The organism is Agromyces sp. P2_B3 (assembly GCF_056404815.1).
The window spans coordinates 329,407-345,206 of the sequence record NZ_JBFUDH010000001.1 but is presented as its reverse complement, the minus strand read 5'-3'; the positions used below and the strand labels follow the sequence as shown (position 1 = coordinate 345,206).

General features: G+C 71.2%; 13 protein-coding genes. 6 read left to right on the top strand and 7 right to left on the bottom strand.

The genetic code is table 11. The features are described 5' to 3' along the window. Positions 1-94: 94 nt before the first annotated feature. Positions 95-2,998 (top strand): ATP-binding protein, encoded by a 2,904-nt coding sequence (locus AC1DZA_RS01585; protein ID WP_476771435.1) that lies wholly within the window; start codon positions 95-97, stop codon positions 2,996-2,998. A 34-nt stretch (positions 2,999-3,032) separates the two neighbouring features. Here the strand turns inward: AC1DZA_RS01585 and AC1DZA_RS01580 are convergent, their stop codons facing one another. Then, complete coding sequence (locus AC1DZA_RS01580) at positions 3,033-3,305, bottom strand: DUF4242 domain-containing protein (RefSeq protein WP_476771434.1); 273 nt, start codon at positions 3,303-3,305, stop codon at positions 3,033-3,035. A 104-nt stretch (positions 3,306-3,409) separates the two neighbouring features. Here AC1DZA_RS01580 and AC1DZA_RS01575 point away from each other — a divergent pair, with 104 nt between their 5' ends. After that, entirely contained in the window at positions 3,410-3,709 is a 300-nt protein-coding gene (locus AC1DZA_RS01575) for a hypothetical protein (protein WP_476771433.1), read from the top strand. Between the two features lie 37 nt (positions 3,710-3,746). Here the strand turns inward: AC1DZA_RS01575 and AC1DZA_RS01570 are convergent, their stop codons facing one another. Beyond that, positions 3,747-4,457, bottom strand: a complete 711-nt coding sequence (locus tag AC1DZA_RS01570; protein WP_476771432.1) for a nucleoside/nucleotide kinase family protein — start codon at positions 4,455-4,457, stop codon at positions 3,747-3,749. A 199-nt stretch (positions 4,458-4,656) separates the two neighbouring features. On the opposite strand from AC1DZA_RS01570, the gene AC1DZA_RS01565 reads away from it, so the two are divergent. Together AC1DZA_RS01565 and AC1DZA_RS01560 are read left to right on the top strand one after the other, a co-directional pair. Then, positions 4,657-5,397, top strand: coding sequence for a DUF1345 domain-containing protein (locus AC1DZA_RS01565; RefSeq protein ID WP_476771431.1), 741 nt, complete (start codon positions 4,657-4,659; stop codon positions 5,395-5,397). 99 nt (positions 5,398-5,496) lie between these two features. Next, complete coding sequence (locus AC1DZA_RS01560) at positions 5,497-5,913, top strand: CBS domain-containing protein (protein ID WP_476771430.1); 417 nt, start codon at positions 5,497-5,499, stop codon at positions 5,911-5,913. A 19-nt stretch (positions 5,914-5,932) separates the two neighbouring features. Here AC1DZA_RS01560 and AC1DZA_RS01555 read toward each other — a convergent pair whose 3' ends face one another. From AC1DZA_RS01555 to AC1DZA_RS01535, 5 genes are all read right to left on the bottom strand, one after another. Beyond that, on the bottom strand, positions 5,933-6,469 hold the full coding sequence (locus tag AC1DZA_RS01555) for a methylated-DNA--[protein]-cysteine S-methyltransferase (protein ID WP_476771429.1): 537 nt from the start codon (positions 6,467-6,469) through the stop codon (positions 5,933-5,935). 181 nt (positions 6,470-6,650) lie between these two features. Further along, positions 6,651-7,667: a LacI family DNA-binding transcriptional regulator gene (locus tag AC1DZA_RS01550; RefSeq protein WP_159606313.1), complete on the bottom strand. Its 1,017-nt coding sequence runs from the start codon at positions 7,665-7,667 to the stop codon at positions 6,651-6,653. An 80-nt stretch (positions 7,668-7,747) separates the two neighbouring features. Beyond that, positions 7,748-8,575: a carbohydrate ABC transporter permease gene (locus AC1DZA_RS01545; RefSeq protein ID WP_476763095.1), complete on the bottom strand. Its 828-nt coding sequence runs from the start codon at positions 8,573-8,575 to the stop codon at positions 7,748-7,750. Between the two features lie 144 nt (positions 8,576-8,719). Next, positions 8,720-9,703, bottom strand: a complete 984-nt coding sequence (locus AC1DZA_RS01540; RefSeq protein ID WP_476771428.1) for a carbohydrate ABC transporter permease — start codon at positions 9,701-9,703, stop codon at positions 8,720-8,722. 93 nt (positions 9,704-9,796) lie between these two features. After that, on the bottom strand, positions 9,797-11,104 hold the full coding sequence (locus AC1DZA_RS01535) for an ABC transporter substrate-binding protein (RefSeq protein WP_476771427.1): 1,308 nt from the start codon (positions 11,102-11,104) through the stop codon (positions 9,797-9,799). 197 nt (positions 11,105-11,301) lie between these two features. Here AC1DZA_RS01535 and AC1DZA_RS01530 point away from each other — a divergent pair, with 197 nt between their 5' ends. Together AC1DZA_RS01530 and AC1DZA_RS01525 are read left to right on the top strand one after the other, a co-directional pair. After that, a complete protein-coding gene (locus AC1DZA_RS01530) occupies positions 11,302-13,419 on the top strand; it encodes a beta-galactosidase (RefSeq protein WP_476771426.1) in 2,118 nt (705 codons plus the stop codon). 171 nt (positions 13,420-13,590) lie between these two features. Then, positions 13,591-15,792, top strand: a complete 2,202-nt coding sequence (locus AC1DZA_RS01525) for a glycosyl hydrolase 53 family protein (protein ID WP_476771425.1) — start codon at positions 13,591-13,593, stop codon at positions 15,790-15,792. The last annotated feature ends 8 nt before the right edge of the window (positions 15,793-15,800 follow it).

Here is a 15,800-nt window from a genome sequence, read left to right as displayed (position 1 = left end):
CGCCGCATGACGTGGGCTGCCCATCTTCCGGCGGCGGGGAGACTAGTCAATTCGGACCATCGCCGCCCGCGCGCGCCGGGAATATGGTGGGCAGATGCGGGAATGGTCCGCCCCGGCGCTGCCGGCGGGATGGACGACGTCCGGTCAGCCGCCATTCATCGCCCGGCACGACGAGGTCGAGGCGCTCCACGCAGCGTGGGCCGACGCGGTGGGCGGCGCGGGGCGCGCGGTCTTCCTCAGCGGCGAGCCGGGCTCGGGCAAGTCGCGCCTCGTGAGCGAGGTCGCCACCGACATCCACGGCGACGGCGCCGCCGTGCTCGTGGGCGCATGCATCCAGGAGCTCGGCGCGCCGTTCGAGCCCTTCGGCGACCCGCTGCGCGTGCTGGCGCCGGCGTTCCTCGACGGCGCCACCGACGCGGAAGAGGTGGAGTCGGCCGACCTCATCGAGCGCATGCTCGAGCGCACCGAGCCGGACGCCGGCGCCCCGTTCCTCGGCCAGGAGCGCGTGTTCGAGGCGGTCGTCGACGTGCTGCGATCCGCTACCGGACGGCGTCCGGTTGTGCTCGTGCTCGAGGACCTGCACTGGGCGGGCCCCGCGGCGATCCGGCTCCTCGGTCGCATCGTCGAATCGATGACGGCATCGAGGCTGCTCCTCATCGGAACCCTCCGCGCCGCACCACCCGACCGTTCCGACGCGTTGGCCGAGACCCTCGCATCGCTCGAGCGGCTCCGCGGCGTGCAGCGGATCGAGCTTCCGCCGTTCACGCTCGACGAGATCGCCCACTACGTGGTCGTCCGCGCAGGGGTGTCGCCGTCGGAAGCCCGCGAGTCGGCTGGCGTGCTGGCAGAGCTCACGGGCGGCAACCCGTTCCTCCTCCGCGCGATGTGGCGGCGGGTGGTCGAGGCGGAGCGAGTCGGCGATCGACGCGTCATCGAGTTGCCGGACTCGGTCGGGGACCAGGTGCGCGCCCGCGCGGCCCTGCTCGACGGCGCGCAGCGAGCGGTGCTGGAACTCGCGGCAGTGCTCGGGCAGGAGGTCGACCTCAGCGAGGTACTCGGCATCAGCGAGGCATCCGTCGACGTCACACTGCAGGCGATGGATGCCGCGACGCGGACGGGACTGCTGGAGGCGCCCCGGCAGGCGGGCGACCGGTACCGGTTCCCCCACGCCATCGCGCGGCAGGCGGTCGTCGACCTCATGCCGGGAACCGAGCTCCTGCGCGTCCACGCCCGCATCGCCCAGGTCCTCGAAGCCGACTTCCCCGCGGCTCCCCGGCTCATCCAGCGACTCGCCCACCACTACGCCGCGGCGCGGGCGCTCGGATTCGGCGACCGCGCGGTCACCTACCTCGTGCGCGCCGCCCAGCTCGCCGAGGATCGGGTCGCATACGAGGACGCCGGGCGACTGTTCGAGCGCGCAGCGGAGATCACGCCCGACGCCGACGAGCGCGCCGAACTCCTCTTCCGCGCGGCGGAGAGCTGGAATCTGGCGTCCGACACGCCCCGAGCGCGCTCACTCTACGAGCGCGCCACCGGGGCGTCGGGCGATCCGCGGCTGCGCGTCCGTGCGGCCATCGGGTTCGAGGATGCCTCGTGGCGCCCGGGGCTGCCGGGCAGCCGGGCCCTCGAGATGCTGACGAAGGCGCTGGCCGCCATCCAGCCCGACGAGCACGATCCGCTCTACGTCGAGGCGCTCGCGTCGACGGCGCGCGCGACGGCCTTCACCGGCGCCGTCGACGACGCGCAGCGCATCGGCGAGCATGCCGTCACGCTGGCGCGTGCCCTCGGTGATCCGCAGGTGCTCACCGCGGTGCTGCGTTCGACCGTCTCGCTGACGCTCCGCCCTGCCGGCGTCGAGCGGCGCCTGGAACGGGTGCGCGAGCTCCTCCCGCTCGTGCACCTGACCGGGACGGAATGGATCGGCGCCGCCGCGTTGCACCTCGGGGCGAACGCGTACCTCGTCGGCGATCGCGCCGCGATGGACGAGGCGGAGCGGGACTGCGTCGAGCTGAGCCGCCGTTGGACCCGCCATTGGGACTACTGGGTCCACAGCCTGCAGTTCATCCGAGCGCTGATCGCCGGCCGGCTCGACGACGCGACAAGCGCCTGTCAACGCGTGGAACGGGACGAGAAGACGTTCCGTTCGGACGGCGACGCGAGTGCGTCGGCCCTGCAGAGCTACATGCTGCGCCGTGAACGGGGCGCCCTCGAGCGGATACGTCCCTTCGTGAGCGGCGACGAGTCGCCGGCGGATCGCTGGGCGCCGGGGCTCCTCGCGCTCTACACGGAGCTCGGGCTCAGGGAGCCGACGCGTCGCACCCTCGACTGGATGCTCGAGCACGTCGGCGCCGTCTCGCCCGACTCGAGCGACTGGCCCGCGCGCCTGGCGTTCATGACGGAGGCCGCGCTCTGGCTCGAGGACGCCGACGTCGCACAGCGCCTGCACCGATGGCTGTCGGACTATTCGGGCCTCAACCTCATGTCCGGCCTGTTCGTGGCCCCCTTCGGTCCGGCTGACTGCTACCTCGGGCAGGTCGAGTCGCTCTGCGGCACTGGTTCACCGCCCGATCGGTTCGCCGCCGCTCTCGACCTCGCGGAGCGAACGGATGCCGCGCTCCACGTTGCTCGCACGCTCGCCGCCATGGCGACGCACCTCGACCGCCTCGAGCCGGGCTCCGCGGAGGCGGCCGCGCATGCGGCGCGAGCTCGTGCCCTCGCCGAACCGGCCGGGATGGCACGGGTGCTGCACGAACTCGACGTCGGCTTCGCCCCAGCCGCGGCCGACGCGGGCACGGGCACCGGCGAAGGCATGCTGACCGCACGCGAGCGTGAGGTGATCGGGCTCCTCGCCGAGGGGCGGAGCAACCGCGATATCGCCGGTGCACTCGTGATCAGCGAGCACACGGCCGCGAACCACGTGCGCAACATCCTGACGAAGATCGGTGCCGCCAACCGCACCCAAGCTGCGATGTATGCGCGCGAGCGCGGACTGGCGTGATCACCGTCGCGCGCGAGCGCGGACTGGCGTGAATTCAGCTGATCGTCTGCAGGAGACCGTTCGGCATCACCCGGCCGGTGAGCTCAGTCACCACGTCGGCCGGCAGCCCCGCCCGCACCGCCGCGGCGCGGATCGCCTCGATGGACGGCGCCTCGTACAGGCAGTACGTCTTGCGCCGGTCGACCGAGAGGAATGAGTAGAGCCAGCGCACCTCTTCCTCATCGTTGATGAGGTTGATGTTGAGTGCGTCGGCGACGGGGGTCTGCACTTCTTCGGCGAAGTTCCGCTCGATGATGTAGTACGGCATGGGCGGCTCCTTCGGGTCCCACGGCTGCCCCCAAGGGTACTCCTCGAGGCGCCGACCGGTCCCGAGGGATGTGGGGACGGCATCGCCGGCGGTACGGTACGGGGATGACGGAAGTGAACGCGGGCGGCCCGGTGCCGCTGTCGGACGAGACCCGCACGCAGATCCTCAGCACCGAGGTCGCGCGCTACGTGCAGCGCGGCTGGACCGTGCAGACGTTCACCGGCGGGCAGGCGGTGCTCTCGAAGAACAAGCGCATCGGCTGGTTCTGGAATCTGGTCCTCATCATCCTGACCGGCGGGCTCTGGCTCATCTACGTCGCCTACCGCGCGCTCAATCGCAAGAAGCTCACGACGGTCGTCACGGTGGATGCGTCGGGCCGGGTGACGACCGACACGACGGGCTGACGCAGCACCCCCAACCGCGACCACCGACGCCGTGGCCTCAGCCGTCGAGCGCTCGCCACGTGACGCCCGACACCACCAAGTCGGCCCGGTTGCGGGTGGGCTCGATGCCGCGCGCGTTGGCGCCGTCGACGTCGGTCGCCCAGGCATGGGCCGCCTCGGGTGAGCGGCCGAAGGCCGTGTGCCGGTGGACCAGCCGCGAGATCCGCTCATCGTCGTCGGCGTCGCAGAACCACGCCTCGTCGAGCAGGTCGCGCACCCGGCTCCAGGGCTCGGCCTCGCCGAGCAGGTAGTTGCCCTCGACGACCACGATGCGCGCCGCCGGCTCGATGGCGATCGCGCCGGCGACCGGCTCGTCGACGTCTCGCTCGAACGCGGGCGCGAAGACCGTGCGGTCGACCTCGCGTCGCACGCGCTCGAGCAGCGCCACGAAGCCCCAGCCGTCGAACGTCTCGATCGCGCCCTTGCGGTGCCGCAGCCCGAGGCGGTCGAGGGTCGCGTTCGCGAGGTGGAAGCCGTCCATTGGCAGGTGCACGGCAAGGCCGGGCGCAGCGGCGGTCGCTGCGGCGGCGTCCGCGTTCAGCGCCGCGACGAGCGACTGCGCGAGCGTCGTCTTGCCCGCGCCCGGGCTCCCGGTGATGCCGAGCGCGACGCGTCCAGCGGACGCCGCGTGCCGCCGCCGCACGCGATCGGCCAGCACCGCGAGGGCGGCCTGTGCCTCGGGCGACGACGGAGCTGCGGGTTCGGGCATGCGTTCAAGCATGACGGATGCCGCGGCATCCGCTCGCGGCATCCGCTCACGGCATCCGCCCGGCCATCCGGTCCCCGCGCATCCGCGCCGCCGCACGGGACATGCGCCCGCCTCTGGCCACGGAGCCCCGCCCCGGTGCACCATAGGGGGACGCGCCGCGCACGGCGTCGCGGGCTCGGTGCTCACGGGGGAGGCGCGCATGTCGGAGGCCACGGCGTCGCGGGTCGTCGTCGCCACCCGGAGCGCGGGGCGGGTGCTGAACCTCGTGGCGCTCGGGATCGTGCTCATCGTGGGCGTGGCGTTCGTGTTCGCCGACCAGGGGACCGACTTCCAGATCATCTCGCTCGCGCTGTGGTGCCTGCTCTCGACCGCGTACATGGTCGGCTGGATGATCGTGCTCGGGCGCATCTCGCGCAGCTCGTGGCGAAGCTCGCCGACCCTCATCTCGACGAGGCCGCCCGGGCGCCTGGCGTCGCTGCTCATCACCATCGTGTCGAGCTTCATCGGCGTCTCGGCCGCGAGCGAGCTGCTCGTGCTGCGATCCGACCCCGCCTTCGGCACTGCGATCGACTTCTTCGGGGTGTGGGCGATGCTGCTCGCCTGGGGGTTCCTGCACTGGGGCTTCGCGCAGATCTACTACCGCGTGTACCACCAGGGGCCGGGCAGGGTACGGCGGGCACGGGTGGGCGGTGCCGGCGGTGCGGCCGCGGCAACGACCCCGGCCGCGGCATCCGAGCCGCCGCTCGTCTTCCTGCACACGACCGAACCGACGCTGCTCGACTTCGTCTACGTGGCGTTCATGGTGGGCACGAGCTTCACGCCCAACGACGTCGAGACGACGCCGCGCATCCGGTGGACGGTCGTCTGGCACTCGGTGCTCAGCTTCTTCTTCAACGGCTTCATCATCGTGCTCGCGCTGAACACGATCATGGGCAAGTAGGCCTCGGGGCGAGTCGGCGGGCACCGGCGTCAACCCCCGCGCGGTGACGCCGGCGCGTGCGTAGCATGCCGCACACAGCCCAGAGAAAGGACGACTCCGATGACTGTGGCACGCGATCTCATGACGCCCGACCCCCAGTGCGTGAAGGAGGACCAGACCCTCGTCGAGGCGGCGCGGCTGCTGCGCGACCTCGATGTCGGCGCGATGCCGATCTGCGGGAACGACAACCGGCTGAAGGGCATGCTCACCGACCGCGACATCGTCGTGAAGTGCATCGCCGAGGGCGGCGACCCGAACACCGTCACGGCGGGAAGCCTCGCCGAGGGCAAGCCCGTCACGATCGGCGCCGACGACGACATCCGCGAGGCGCTCGAGGTGATGCAGGACCACCAGGTGCGTCGCCTGCCGGTCATCGACGGGCACGACCTCGTCGGCATCATCGCGCAGGCCGACATCGCCCGCGAGCTGTCGGTCTCGCAGATCGCCGAGACCGTCGCCGAGATCTCCGAGGACTGATCGGGAACGCCCGGACCGGCTAGAACAGTCGGGCCTGGGCGACCACGGGCGCGCCCTCGAGCTCGAGCAGGAACCGCTTGCGCTCGAGGCCGCCCGCGTACCCGGTGAGCGATCCGTCGGCGCCGACCACGCGGTGGCACGGCACGACGATGCTGATCGGATTCCGCCCCACGGCGTTGCCCACGCGGCGGGCGAGGTTGCGGTCGCCCAGCCGGGCGGCGAGCTCGCCGTACGAGGTCGTCTCGCCGTAGGGGATCTCACGCAGCATCATCCAGACGGCATGCTGGAAGGCGTCGCCGTCGGGCGCCAGCAGCAGGTCGAACGCGGTGCGCGTGCCCGCCAGGTACTCGCCGAGTTGCGCCGCGAACCGCTCGAACAGCGCGTCGCCATGCGCGTCGACCTCGTCGCCGATGGTTCCGGATGCCGGTGGGTGCCAGTGGCCTGGGAAGTACGCGCCGGTGAGCCCGGCGCTCCCGTGCCCGTCGGGCCCGGCGTCGTCGGCGACGACGAGCAGGTCGCCGAGGGGTGTCGGCAGCGTGGCGTGGCGGCGGGTCATGCCTCCATCCTCACCCCGCCGCGGCATCCGCGCGCCGCATCCGGTGGCGGGAATCGGACCTCTGCGTCGCCGGTGGGCCCGAAACGCATGAGATTCAGCGACATGAGTCCGTATACGGACCCATACGTCCGAATATCCTGCGTTTTCGTCGCTGGGACAGCGCCCTGAGGGCCCCGCGCGGCTACGCCGAGGCGCGGCGCACGAGCTCGGTGGGCAGCGTCATCCGCCCGGCCGGACGGCCGTCGATGACGTCGAGCAGCATGCGCACCATCTCGTGCGCGATGCGCTCGAACGGCTGGCGCATCGTGGTGAGCTCGGGTGAGACGCGCGTCGCGATGGGCGCGTCGTCGAAGCCCGCGACGGCGACGTCGTCGGGCACTCGGATGCCGCGCTCCCGCAGCACGTCGAGCGCGCCGGCGGCCATCACGTCGTTCGCCACGAACACCGCGTCGAGGTCGGGCACGCGATCGAGGAGCTCGGCCATGGCCCGCATGCCGCTCGCCCGCGAGTAGTCGCCCTCGGCGACGAGGCGCTCGTCGAACGCGTCGCCGAGCTCCTGCCGGTAGCCCTCGAGGCGGCCGATGCCGCCCGAGGTGTCGGGCGGTCCGGTGATGGTCGCGATGCGGTTGCGTCCCGCGTCCCGCAGGTAGGCGACGAGGTCGCGGGCGCCCTCGAGGTCGTCGGCGGCGACGTAGCCGATGCGGCGCTCGTACCCGAGCGGCACCCCGCACGCCACGACGGGCACCTCGGCGGCGACGAGCTCGGCGAGGAAGCCCTCGCGACCCCGGTGGGACGACACGAGCAGCGCGCCGTCGACGTGGCCGCCCATGATGAACTCGGTCGCGCGCCGCTGCTCGTCGTCGGATCCGGCCATGAGCAGCACGAGCGGCAGGTCACGTTCGGCGAGCGCGTCGGCGGCGCCACGCATGAGCGTGGAGAAGTTGGGGTCCTCGAAGAGGCGGTCCTGCGACTCGGTGAGCAGGAACGCGATCGAGTTGGCGCGAGCGGTCGCGAGGTTCCTGGCGTGCGGGTTGATGCGGTACCCGGTCTTCTTGATCGCGCGCTCGACGGCCTCGCGGGCGGTCGGGCTCACCCAGTGGCCGCCGTTGAGCACCCGTGAGACGGTGCCGCGGGAGACGCCCGACTCACGGGCGACGTCCTCGATCGTCGGTCGCCGCTTGGGCGCGTGCTCGCTCACGTGGCCAGTGTAGGTGCGCCCGGCGCCGCCGCGCGGCGAACGAGACCGTGCGGTGCCGCCGCCCGCGGCATCCGCCCCGCTCACGCCTTCACGGCGCCGGCCGCGAGGTCGACGCGCCAGTACCGCTGCAGCACGAGGAAGAGCACGATCAACGGGATCACCGAGAGCAGTGCGCCCGTGATCACGAGCGTGTACATCGCGGGCAGCGACGCACCCTGGTTGAGCAGACCCGAGAGCCCGACCGTGATCGGGAACAGCTCGTCGTTGCCGAGCATGATGTACGGCAGCATGAAGTTGTTCCAGACGGCGACGAACTGGAACAGGAAGATCGTCACGAGTCCCGGCCCCATCATCGGCAGGGCGATGCGGTGGAAGATGAACAGCTCCCGCGCCCCCTCGGTGCGGGCCGACTCGATGATGTCGGTCGGCACTGCGGCCGCCGCGTAGATGCGGGCCAGGTAGATGCCGTAGGGGCTGATGAGCTGCGGCAGCAGCACCGACCAGTACGTGTTCGTGAGGCCGACCTGCGCGAGCAGCAGGTACTGCGGGATGGCGACGATCACGCCGGGTACGAGCACGCCCATGAGCAGCACCTTGAACACGACGCCCTTGCCCGGGAACGTGTACTTGGCGAGCGCGTAGCCCGAGAGCGCCGAGACGTACGTCGACACGATCGCGCCGAAGCCGGCGTAGATCGCCGTGTTCAGCATCCACCGCCAGTAGAGGCCGTCGCGGTAGTTCGTGAGCTCGACGATGTTGTCCCACAGGTGGGTCGAGGGCGCGAACGTGAACGTCGAGAACAGCTCCGAGGCGTCCTTCGTCGAGGCGATCACGACCCAGGCGACGGGCAGCAGGCAGTAGAGCGCGCCGAGCAGCAGCACGGCCGTGGAGCCGGGGGCGAGCGGCATCCGCTGGTCTCGTCCTGCGCCGGCGGCACCACCGGCACCTCCGCGACCGCGGCGCCCGGCACGACGAAGGGCGCCGCGATCCTCGGATGCCTCGGTGAGCTCGGGCAGCACGACCGCACGGGTCTGGTTGGTGATGGTCACGGCTCAGTCCTCCTGGCCGAAGGCGCGTCGCTGCACGACGCGGAGGAAGAAGAAGGAGATGGCGAACGTCGCGACGGCGATGATCACCGAGGTCGCGGCCGCCGAGTAGATGTCGTCGCGGGTGAACGCGTCGCGGTACACGTACATGAGCGGCGACCACGTGGTCGAGAGGCTGTTCGTGAGCGGACGCAGGGTGGTCGGCTCGGCGAACACCTGCAGCGTCGCGATCATCGAGAACAGCGCGGTCATGATGAGCGCGGGCATGATGATCGGCACCTTGATGCGCAGGGCGATCTGGCGCTCGGATGCCCCGTCGATGCGTGCGGCCTCGTAGATCTCGGTCGGCACCGCCTTGAGCGACGTGTACATCACGATCATGTTGAAGCCGACGCCGCCCCACAGGCCGATGTTCGCGATCGCGAAGATGACGAGCCCCGGCGAGAGGAGCGACGGCACGTCGTCCCAGCCGAGCTGCTCGAAGATCCAGTAGAACGGGCTGACCGCCGGCAGGTAGAGGAAGCCCCAGAGCAGCGACGAGATGACCGCGGGCACGGCGTAGGGCAGGAAGATCGAGACCCGCGAGAAGCCCTTCGCGCCCGTGCGGCGGGCGTCGAGCAGCAGCGAGAACAGGAGCGCGAGGCCGAGCATGGTCGGCACGAGGATGACGCCGTAGAGCAGCACGCGCCCGACGCTCGCGAGGAACTCGGGGTCGGTGAGGGTGGCGACGTAGTTCTCGAACCCGGCGAAGGTGCGGGTCTTTGAGCCCGAGCCGAGGCCGAGCCCCTTCACCATCTCCTTCTGGAACGAGAGCACGACCGTGTAGAGGATCGGCGCCGCCATGAACACCGTGAACAGCACGATGCCGGGGGCGAGCATCATCCACGGCGTGAGATGGCGTCGCGTGGCGCTGCGGCGGCCGGCGCTGCGCCGGGTGGCGCTGCGGTCGGTGCTGCCGCGCGGGGGCCGGGTTTCGACCGTTGCGGTCATCGTCGGGTCCTTCCTGGTCCTGTCCTTGGCCTGAGCGAGGGGCTCGTGGCCGGGACGAGGGGGCACCGGCATCCGGCACCCCCTCGCCGTCGGCTACTTTGCGACGGTGAAGCCGCTCGACTCGAGGTCGTCGACGGTGATCTGCTGCATGGCGGCGACCGCGTCGAGGAATGCCTGGCGCGTCTTCGACTCGGCGGCCTTCGCGAACTCGTCGTTGTAGGCGCTGAACGCGACGTTCACGTTCGGTCCGTACTGGAACGGCGCGACGGCCTGGGCGGCCTCAGCGGCGACGTCGTAGAAATCGGGCTGGTTGCTGAAGAACTCGGGCGCATCGGTGAGGGCGGATGCCGCGGCATCCGTCGACGCGGGGTAGATGCCGGTCTCGGTGACGAGCGCCTGCACGGCCTCGGGGTCGGTGTTCAGCCAGGTGGCGAACTTCACCGCGGCGTCGACGTGCTTCGACTGCGAGGTGACCGCCGTGGACGAGCCGCCCCAGTTGCCGTTCGACACGTCGGAGCCCCAGTTGGGCAGCGGCGCGGCCTTCCAGAGGCCGGCGGTGTCGGCGGCGTTGCCGCTCAGCACGCCCGGGCCCCAGACGGCGCCGAGCCAGCCGGCCTGGGTGCCGTCGTTGAGGGCCGCGTTCCACTCGGGGGTGTACATCGGCTTGTTGTCGATGACGCCCTCCTCGACGAGGCCGCCCCAGTAGTCGGCGACCTGCTGGGTGGGTTCCTCGTCGATGCCGACGCCCCAGGCGTCACCGTCGATCGACCACCACTCGGCCTCCGCCTGCTGCGAGAGCCCGGCGAACCAGCCGGCGTCGTTCGACGAGAACGTGCCGAGGTACTTCGTGGGGTCTGCGGTGTGCAGGGCGCGAGCGGTCGCGGCGTATTCGTCCCACGTGGTGGGCACGGTGAGGCCGAGCTGCGTGAAGATGTCGTCGCGATAGAAGAACATCATGGGGCCGGTGTCCTGCGGGATCGCGTAGAGCGCGTCGCCGCCGAGGGTGACGGAGTCCCAGGCGCTGTCGGGGAAGTCACCCGAGAGGTCGGCCGCGTCGGTGCCCGCGAGGTCGGCGAGCGCGTCGCTCGAGACGAGCGTGGGGATCTTCTGGTACTCGGCCTGGATGAGGTCGGGCGCGCCGCTGCCGGCCTTGATGGCCGTGAGGAGCTTGGTGATGGCGGGGTCGCCGCCGTCCTGCTTGTTGACGGTGACCTGGATGTCGGGGTTCTGGTCGTTCCAGAGGTCGACGACCTTGTCGAGGTTGGGCGCCCAGGCCCAGTAGGTGAGCTCCACCGGGTCGTCGGCGCTGCCTCCTGAGCCGGTGTCGGCCGAGCAGCCCGTCATGATCAGCGCCGCGGCTGCAACGGCGGCGATGGCGCCGGTGCGGAATGCTGCACGCATTCGTCCTCCTTGTCGAAAGCTGTGATTGCGGATGGCCCGTGGGCGGTGCGCGATCGAGAAGGACTGCGCTGTGCCTGTGAGCGATCCCAGTAACGCACAGGCCAGCTTTTGTGTCAACTCCTGAGTCTGTGGATGGCGTGGCGCGCCATTGCTGTGTTACAACTGTGACCGCACACAGTTTCAAGGGAGAACGCTCCATGCCTTCGAAGACCGCGCCGCACAGGGATGCCGCACCGGATGCCGCCGCCATTGGGGCCACGGCCACCGCACCGGATGCCGCCGCGGACGCCGCCGCGCGCAGCGGTTGGATTCCCGGCACCTCGGCGATCCGCTTCGGCGGCGACTACAACCCCGAGCAGTGGACGCGCGAGACCTGGCTCGAGGACATCGAGCTCATGCGCGAGGCGGGCGTCAACCTGGTGAGCGTCGGCATCTTCTCGTGGGCGCTGCTCGAGCCGCGCGAGGGCGCGTATGACTTCTCGTTCCTCGACGAGGTGCTCGACCTGCTCGCGGGAGCGGGCATCGACGTCGACCTCGGCACCCCCACGACCGTGCCGCCGGCCTGGTTCTGGAAGGCGTACCCGCAGGCGCGGCCCGTGACCCGCGAGGGCGTGATGCTCGGATTCGGCTCGCGCGGCATCGTGTCACCGAGTTCCCCCGAGTACCGGCGCGCGGCCGCGGCCATCGCCGAGAAGCTCGCCGAGCGATACGCACAGCACCCCGCCGTCGTGATGTGGCACGTGCACAACGAGTACGGGGCGCCGGTCGCCGAGAGCTTCGACGAGGCATCCGTCGCGAATTTCCGCGTCTGGCTCGAGCGCCGCTACGGATCGCTCGATGCGCTCAACGCCGCATGGGGCACGACCTTCTGGGGCCAGGTGTACGGCGCCTGGGACGAGGTGGATGCCCCGCGGCAGTCGGCGAGCGTCTCGAATCCGGCGCACCAGCTCGACTTCAAGCGGTTCAGCTCCGACGCGCTCCTCGAGTGCTTCGTGCTCGAGCGCGACGCGATCCGCCGGCACGCGACGCAGCCGATCACCACGAACTTCATGGCCACGAGCTGCCCGGCGATCGACTACTGGCGCTGGGCGCCCGAGGTGGACCTCGTGTCGAACGACCACTACCTCACCGCCTCGCGCGCCGACGCGCACGTGATGCTCGCGATGGACGCGGACTTTACCCGCTCGCTCGCGGCGGGCAAGCCATGGGTGCTCATGGAGCACTCGACGTCGGCCGTGAACTGGCAGCCGCGCAACGTCGCGAAGCGGCCGGGCGAGCTCGCCCGCAACAGCATGTCGCACCTCGCGCGCGGTGCCGACGCGATCATGTTCTTCCAGTTCCGGGCCAGCCGGTTCGGCGCCGAGAAGTTCCACTCCGCGATGCTCCCCCACGCCGGGCGCACGTCGCGGGTGTGGAACGAGGTCGTCGCGCTCGGCGATCTGGTGGGCGACCTGTCGGAGCTGCGCGGCAGCCGCGTCGAGGCATCCGTCGCCATCGTCTGGAGCACCGAGTCGTTCTGGGCGCAGGAGCTCGAGTGGCGGCCGTCGGTCGACCTCTCGCATCGCGAGCGGCTCGAGGCGTTCTACGCCGAGCTGTGGAAGCTCGGCGTGACGGTCGACTTCGTGCACCCGTCGCACGACCTGTCGGGTTACGCGGCGGTGTTCGCGCCGTCGCTGTACCTGCTCGACAAGGCGTCGGCGGCGAACCTGCGCGGCTACGTCGAGGGCGGCGGCACGCTCGCCGTGTCGTACTTCTCGGGCATCGTCGACGAGTTCGACTCGGTGCCGGCGGGACCGTTCCCGGGGCGTCTGCGCGACGTGCTGGGCCTCACGATCGAGGAGTTCCAGCCGCTCCGCGAGGGCGGCCGCGTGGCCGTGACGGGCGGGGCTGCGGGCACGGTGTGGTCCGACGAGATCGTGCTCGAGGGCGCGGCATCCGTGGAGCACTTCATCGACGGACCGGCGGCCGGTCGGCCGGCGATCACCCGCAACGCGCTCGGCGACGGCGCGGCCTGGTATCTCTCGACGCGGTTCGAGGGGGCGACGCTCGGTGCGTTCATCGACGACGTGCTCGCCGACGCCGGACTCGTGGTCGTGCCGCCGCCGACGGGCCTCGAGCGAGTCATCCGCGTCGCCGACGACGGCACGCGCTACCTCGTCGCGATCAACCACGCCGAGCGCGACGCCGTGATCGATGCGCCGGGCACGGATGTCGCGACCGGCGCCGCGACGGATGCCGCGACGCTCGTGCGGGCGGGCGCGACGCGGGTCATCCGGCTCGCGAGCGACGGCGGCGTCGCGGGCGTCGCGGGCTGACCGGCTCACCGCCGCCGCTCGCCACGGCCACCACCGCCACCCACAACTCCATACCCAACAGCACCACCGCGTTCGGTCCACCCGGACGGAACGACACCGCAGCGTCGCGGACCCGTTCGCCCTCACGGGCGGCGACCCTCGAGGCTGCCGAACCCAGAGGGAGCACGGATCGTGCAGAGACAGTTCAGACGAGCGGGGGTCGTCGTACTCGCGGCGGCACTCGCCACCCTGGTCGCGGTGCCCGCGGGCGCGTCGGCGGCCGTGGCATCCGAATCGACCGGGGCAACGGAGCCGACCGCCCCAGGCGACGGCCCCGTCGATGCGGGCATCTTCGTGCAGAAGGTCGACGGACTCGCGCCCGACTTCGTGAACGGCGTGGATGTCTCGAGCGTGCTGTCGCTCGAGGAGAGCGGCGTGGTGTTCCGCGACGAGGCCGGTGCGCCGGCCGACCTGTTCGACGTGCTCGCCGACGATGGTGTGAACACGGTGCGCATCCGCGTGTGGAACGACCCGTTCGACGCCTCGGGCCGGGGCTACGGCGGCGGCAACGTGGATGTCGCACGCGCGGTCGAGATCGGCGAGCGGGCCACCGCCGCGGGGCTCAGCGTGTTCGCGGACTTCCACTACTCGGACTTCTGGGCGGACCCGGCGCGCCAACTCGCGCCGAAGGCGTGGGCCGGTCTCTCGGATGCTGAGACCGTCACGGCCCTGCACGACTTCACGGCCGATGCGCTGCAGTCGTTCGAGGACGCCGGCGTCGACGTGTCGATGGTGCAGGTCGGCAACGAGACGAACAACGGCATCGCGGGCCACGCCCGTGCGGGCACGGCGATCGACGCGCAGTTCGCGGCGCTCGTGTCGGCGGGCAGTGCGGCGGTGCGCGAGGTGCTGCCCGACGCGCTCGTGGCCGTGCACTTCACGAACCCCGAGACGCCGGGACGCTACGCGACCTACGCCGCGGGGCTCGCGTCGTTCGGCGTGGACTACGACGTGTTCGCGAGCTCGTACTACCCGTACTGGCACGGCACGACGGAGAACCTGACGGCGGTGCTGTCGCAGATCGCGAGCACGTACGGCAAGCAGGTCATGGTCGCCGAGACGTCGTGGGCGCGCACGCTCGACGACGGCGACGGCTACCCGAACGTCATCGGCGCCGACACCATCACCGACCAGTACCCCGCGAGCGTGCAGGGCCAGGCCACCGCACTGCGCGACGTGATCGCCGCCGTCTCGGCGGTCGGCGACGCGGGCATCGGGGTCTTCTATTGGGAGCCGGCCTGGCTTCCGGTCGGTCTGCCCTCGGAAGTCGAGGCGAACCGGCTGCTGTGGGAGCGCGACGGGTCGGGCTGGGCGACGTCGGCGGCATCCGACTACGACCCGGTGCACGTGGGCGAGTACTACGGCGGGTCGGCGTGGGACAACCAGGCGCTCGTCGCGTGGGACGGCACGCCCGTCGAGTCCCTGCGCACGTTCGAGTACGCGCGCACGGGCGCGGTGGCTCCGCGCGAGATCGTGTCGGTCGAGCAGGTCGCGCTGTCGGTGACGGATGGCGCGCCGGTGTCGTTGCCCGCCACGATCACCGTCACCTACAACGACGGCACCGCGGAGCATCCGTCGGTCACATGGTCGAAGGCCGTGTCGTGGATCCGGGGGCCGGGCGGGTACACGATCCCGGGCACGACCTCGACGGGGCTCGCCGTGGAGGCGTCGGTCACCGTACTCGCGGCGAACCTCGTGCAGAACGGGTCGTTCGAGTCGCCTGACCTGGGCGCGTGGACCCTCACGGGGCCGGCAGCTCGGACCCAGACGGGTGACGCGTCGGACGGCGACTACGCCGTCACTTTCTGGAACGGCACCGCCTACACGGCGTCGGCCACGCAGCGCATCACGGGCGTGCCGGCGGGCACCTACTCGCTGCAGGCGACGACGCAGGGCACGGGTTCGCCCGCGAGCGACTCGCGCGTGCTGTCCGCGACGACGGCGACGGGCACGGTGAGTGCGCCGCTGTCGTTCACGGCGTGGAACGAGTTCCACACCGCCGTGGTGCCGAACGTCGTCGTGGGTGCCGACGGGGTCGTCGAGATCGCGGCGTCGTTCGCACTGTCGGCCGGTGCGTGGGGCGTGTTCGATGACGTGCGGCTCGTGGCGGCGTCGGCGGCGGTGCCGGTCGACACGACCGGCCTGGCGGCGGCGCTCGCCGCTGCGGCATCGATCGACCGTGCCCTCTACACGGATGCCTCGCTGGCGACGCTCGACGAGGCGGTGGCGATCGGCGAGGTCGTGATGGCGGGGTCGACCGCGTCGAAGTCCGACGTGAAGGAGGCCACGAAGCTCGTCGAGAAGGCGGTGAAGAAGCTGAAGCGCGTGAAGTAGCGCCGAGT

Excerpts from the sequence above, each read along its gene's own strand:
- AC1DZA_RS01585 (WP_476771435.1), top strand. The coding sequence starts at position 95 with ATGCGGGAATGGTCCGCCCCGGCGCTGCCGGCGGGATGGACGACGTCC.
- AC1DZA_RS01580 (WP_476771434.1), bottom strand. The coding sequence starts at position 3,305 with ATGCCGTACTACATCATCGAGCGGAACTTCGCCGAAGAAGTGCAGACC.
- AC1DZA_RS01575 (WP_476771433.1), top strand. The coding sequence starts at position 3,410 with ATGACGGAAGTGAACGCGGGCGGCCCGGTGCCGCTGTCGGACGAGACC.
- AC1DZA_RS01570 (WP_476771432.1), bottom strand. The coding sequence starts at position 4,457 with ATGCCCGAACCCGCAGCTCCGTCGTCGCCCGAGGCACAGGCCGCCCTC.
- AC1DZA_RS01565 (WP_476771431.1), top strand. The coding sequence starts at position 4,657 with ATGTCGGAGGCCACGGCGTCGCGGGTCGTCGTCGCCACCCGGAGCGCG.
- AC1DZA_RS01560 (WP_476771430.1), top strand. The coding sequence starts at position 5,497 with ATGACTGTGGCACGCGATCTCATGACGCCCGACCCCCAGTGCGTGAAG.
- AC1DZA_RS01555 (WP_476771429.1), bottom strand. The coding sequence starts at position 6,469 with ATGACCCGCCGCCACGCCACGCTGCCGACACCCCTCGGCGACCTGCTC.
- AC1DZA_RS01545 (WP_476763095.1), bottom strand. The coding sequence starts at position 8,575 with ATGCCGCTCGCCCCCGGCTCCACGGCCGTGCTGCTGCTCGGCGCGCTC.
- AC1DZA_RS01540 (WP_476771428.1), bottom strand. The coding sequence starts at position 9,703 with ATGACCGCAACGGTCGAAACCCGGCCCCCGCGCGGCAGCACCGACCGC.
- AC1DZA_RS01535 (WP_476771427.1), bottom strand. The coding sequence starts at position 11,104 with ATGCGTGCAGCATTCCGCACCGGCGCCATCGCCGCCGTTGCAGCCGCG.
- AC1DZA_RS01530 (WP_476771426.1), top strand. The coding sequence starts at position 11,302 with ATGCCTTCGAAGACCGCGCCGCACAGGGATGCCGCACCGGATGCCGCC.